This is a genomic window from Acinetobacter sp. L-24, assembly GCF_056857555.1.
This window is the reverse complement of the sequence record NZ_JBSXNI010000028.1, coordinates 1-3,726: the sequence shown is the minus strand read 5'-3', so window position 1 is coordinate 3,726 and position 3,726 is coordinate 1. Positions and strand designations below refer to the sequence as shown.

7 protein-coding genes and 1 pseudogene are annotated in these 3,726 nt (G+C 34.2%); 2 read left to right on the top strand and 6 right to left on the bottom strand.

Annotated features, from left to right (window positions below):
* From AC13CK_RS03195 to AC13CK_RS03185, 3 genes are all read right to left on the bottom strand, one after another.
* On the bottom strand, positions 1-276 hold a 276-nt coding region (locus AC13CK_RS03195; RefSeq protein ID WP_026441232.1), incomplete at its 3' end, for an IS6 family transposase.
* Between the two features lie 72 nt (positions 277-348).
* Positions 349-594, bottom strand: a complete 246-nt coding sequence (locus tag AC13CK_RS03190) for a type II toxin-antitoxin system RelB/DinJ family antitoxin (RefSeq protein WP_000246755.1) — start codon at positions 592-594, stop codon at positions 349-351.
* Positions 595-735: 141 nt separating this feature from the next.
* On the bottom strand, positions 736-1,626 hold the full coding sequence (locus AC13CK_RS03185) for a LysR family transcriptional regulator (protein ID WP_035334907.1): 891 nt from the start codon (positions 1,624-1,626) through the stop codon (positions 736-738).
* A gap of 149 nt (positions 1,627-1,775) precedes the next feature.
* On the opposite strand from AC13CK_RS03185, the gene AC13CK_RS03180 reads away from it, so the two are divergent.
* Both AC13CK_RS03180 and AC13CK_RS03175 read left to right on the top strand, forming a co-directional pair.
* Positions 1,776-2,369 (top strand): NAD(P)H-dependent oxidoreductase, encoded by a 594-nt coding sequence (locus AC13CK_RS03180; protein WP_482830937.1) that lies wholly within the window; start codon positions 1,776-1,778, stop codon positions 2,367-2,369.
* Positions 2,370-2,378: 9 nt separating this feature from the next.
* The gene (locus tag AC13CK_RS03175; protein WP_482830938.1) at positions 2,379-2,693 is read left to right on the top strand and encodes a putative quinol monooxygenase; all 315 of its coding nucleotides are present in this window, start codon (positions 2,379-2,381) and stop codon (positions 2,691-2,693) included.
* A gap of 110 nt (positions 2,694-2,803) precedes the next feature.
* On the opposite strand, the gene AC13CK_RS03170 is transcribed toward AC13CK_RS03175, so the two are convergent.
* From AC13CK_RS03170 to AC13CK_RS03160, 3 genes and pseudogenes are all read right to left on the bottom strand, one after another.
* Positions 2,804-3,094: an addiction module antidote protein gene (locus AC13CK_RS03170; RefSeq protein WP_004647750.1), complete on the bottom strand. Its 291-nt coding sequence runs from the start codon at positions 3,092-3,094 to the stop codon at positions 2,804-2,806.
* 1 nt (position 3,095) lies between these two features.
* Positions 3,096-3,392, bottom strand: coding sequence for a type II toxin-antitoxin system RelE/ParE family toxin (locus AC13CK_RS03165; protein WP_004647749.1), 297 nt, complete (start codon positions 3,390-3,392; stop codon positions 3,096-3,098).
* A gap of 161 nt (positions 3,393-3,553) precedes the next feature.
* A pseudogene (locus tag AC13CK_RS03160) lies at positions 3,554-3,726 on the bottom strand (transcriptional regulator); the annotation flags it as partial.

Sequence of the window (3,726 nt, the reverse complement as noted above, 5' to 3'; positions counted from 1 at the left end):
ATACAGGTAAGTCCATCGCCCCTTCACTTTGATATAAGTCTCATCCATATGCCATGAATGTAAATCTGTAGGATTACGCCAATACCAGCGTAAGCGTTTTTCCATTTCTGGAGCATAACGCTGAACCCAACGATAAATTGTACTGTGATCCACATTTATGCCTCGTTCAGCAAGCATTTCTTGAAGTTCACGATAGCTGATGCCATATTTACAATACCAACGAACAGCCCAAAGAATGATTTCACCTTGAAAGTGCCGACCGTGGAAGGGATTCATCTGCTGTATCTCGAAATAAATAAGATATTTAGCTTATCACGTCAGCCTATTTGCAACAGTGCCCGTAAAAGCTTATAAGTCATCTAATGTGACTTCCTCAAACATCTCTTTAGGATCATTAATGCGCTTACGGACAAGAGCTAATAATTCTTCATCTTCTTCCGAAAGCAAAGCTTTTTTGACAGGCAGTTTCCCAGTCGTAGCAACATACTCAAGAATACTAGTGAAGAAATCCGTAGGTGCAATACCTTGCTCTTTAAGGATTGAATAAGATTTTTCTTTAAGGGCTTCATCGATCCTGAAGTTAACAGTAGCCATCATATTTCCCAAGTATTTAATGTACTAGGAACAGTGTAATGCAAATTGCATTACAAGTCGACTTTGCATAACCTCCATTATGTTAAATGGGTAGTGATTTGGTGGATTTTTCAGACTTTGGTTTGAAAAATCCATTTAAAATTAATTAAGCTGTTGTAATTTTTCATATAAATAATCAATAAATAATCTAACTCTCTTAGGTATATAATTTTTTTTGTAATAGACAGCATGGATTTTTTGCTCATGAATCTTTATTTCATCTTCAAATAAAGCAATTAATTTACCTTCTTTTATATCCTTTAAAATTAAAAATTCAGAGAGACAAGCGATTCCTACGCCTTGTAAAGCAAGTTGACGAACACTTTCGCCATTAGAAGCTGTAATAGATGGTGAAGTTTTATATAGTTGATCATTTATGTAAATTGGCCAATTATTTAAATGCAAAGGATGGCTAAATCCTAATAATCTATGTTGATTTAACTCAATAATAGATTTTGGTAAGTTATTTTTTTTGAGATATTCAGCGCTAGCAACGATATACAAACGACTTTTATATAATAATTTTGCATAGAGACTTGAATCTTCTAGATCACCAAATCGTATAGCAACATCTATTTTATGCTCTAATAAATCAATTACATGATCATGACTAGTTAGTTCAATACTGATTTTTGGATATCGTTCTATAAACTCTGGTATTAATGGAATAATTACATGCAATACAAACGGTGTTGCTGAATCTATTTTAATTAAGCCTGTAGGTTCAGTACCTGGATTAATTAACAACTCTTCAGCTTCATTCAAATCAGAAAGTAATTTTCTTGCTCTTTCTAAAAAAATTTTTCCATCATAGGTAAGATTAAGGCTACGGGTTGTACGTTCGATTAATTTAACATTTAATTTTTTTTCGAGGCGTTGTAATGTGCGACTGATAGCAGATGTTGTTTGATTTAATTGTTCTGCTGTTTTCACTATAGAGCCACAATCAGCGATCGTAACAAATACTAAAAGTTCATCAAATGTAGATTTCATATCTAAGTAAATCATTAATAAAAAATCATTTTTAATTATATATTAATTTTAATTATTAACAATTAATCAATAATGTTTTGTTAATAATTGCATTTATGTTGATGGATCTTAAATTTATATTGTACTTCTCTATTCAATTTGGGATGAAGATGAATAATATTGTAATTATCAATGGTGCTAAAACTTTTGCTCATTCTAATGGTGAATTGAATGATACCTTGACAATTTTAGCAGAAGAAGTGTTAACCAAATTAGGTCATAAAGTTAAAGTTACGCGTGCTGATAGTGCTTTTGATCCAAAAGAGGAGGTAAAAAAATATCTTTGGGCTGATGCTATTATTTATCAAATGCCAGGCTGGTGGATGGGTGCACCATGGACAGTAAAAAAATATATTGATGATGTATTTACTGAAGGTCATGGTCATATATACGCTAATGATGGTCGTTCACGTTCGGATACTTCTAAAAAATATGGTTCGGGAGGCTTAATGCGTGGCAAAAAATTTATGCTGTCATTAACTTGGAATGCACCTGCTGAAGCATTTACTGATCCAAAACAATTTTTTGAGGGGAGAGGTGTAGATGGGGTTTATTTGCCTTTTCGAAAAGCCAATGAGTTTCTTGGTATGCAAAGCATGTCAACATTTATTGCTCATGACGTCATCAAAGCACCAAACTTACCACAAATAAAAGATGACTATCGCCAACATTTGATCCGTAATTTTTCTGCATCAGTGATATAGAGGTAAATGATGTTAACAATTATTGCTGAAATTAAAGTAAAACCCGGTTCAAAGCATCTGCAACATGTAATCAATTCATTCAAGGAGATCACACCAACAGTGCTTGAAGAAGATGGTTGTTTTGGCTACGAATTACTTATTAATCATGAGAGTCATGCGTCTTATCAGGCGCCATTGAAAAATACAGTCGTTATGTTGGAAAAATGGAAAAGTATCAAACATTTAGATGCCCACCTTGTAACCGTACATATGCAAGAACATCACTTTAAGATAAAAGGTGATGTGCTTGGTGTTGATATCCGAATTTTAGAGAATGGATTTTAATCAAATTATTATATTCATTTATGAGTTTCTCTAAAATTAACATAATACACGTTATAGGAATCTAAAAATGGGAGCCTTTAGCTCCCATTTTTACTATATTTTTTAAAGCTTTAGGCGTGTTGTACTGTGAGTTTTAAGCCTAAAGCATTTACTACACGATTAATTGTATCAAAACGTGGTGCTGAATCATGACGTAGGGCTTTGTAGAGTGCCTCACGCCCAATCCCTGCTTCTTTAGCGATTTGAGTCATGCCACGAGCTTTAGCAATAACACCAAGCGCATGAGCTAATTCAGCTGGATCATTCTCTTCAAGAACCATATTGAGATAAATCACAATGTCTTCTTCAGTTTTGAGTGACTCAGCCATATCAAAACTTGGTAAATCAGCTACTTTAACCATTTTAATCCTCCAACGTTTTCGATAGTTTGACTGCACGATCGATGTCTTGTTGTTGAGTTGATTTATCTCCACCACCAAGCATTACAATCACAACGTCACCATGTTGGATGTAATACATCCTCCATCCAGAACCGAAGAATTCTCTCATTTCCCAAACGCCATCTTGGAGAGGTTTAATGTCTCCCCAGTTTCCACGTTGAACCTTATCTAATCGACGATTCAGGCGGATACGGGTCATATTGTCTTTAATGCCATCCAACCATTCATCAAATTCTGGCAGACGTTTAATTTCAATCATGAGGATTCCTTCTCTTCTCACTATATTGTATTCGATCGAATACAATATGCAAGTAATCTATATGAACATCCATTAATTTCGTATAACAGCCATTATGTTAAATGGTTCTATCGCATTAAGAACTAGATTAGATACTGTAAAGGGTGAAATGCGACAGAACCTTAATCGTGACTGCAATAAATTTCATAGAGTATCTGCATGATTTTTAACACGCGCATATCGCTTAATTGATAAAAAATCTGTTTACCCTCCCGTCGTGTCGATACGATCTGATTGTTTCTTAAAACTGTTAGTTGTTGTGACAAGGTGGGTTGGTAGATATTAGTGCGTATTT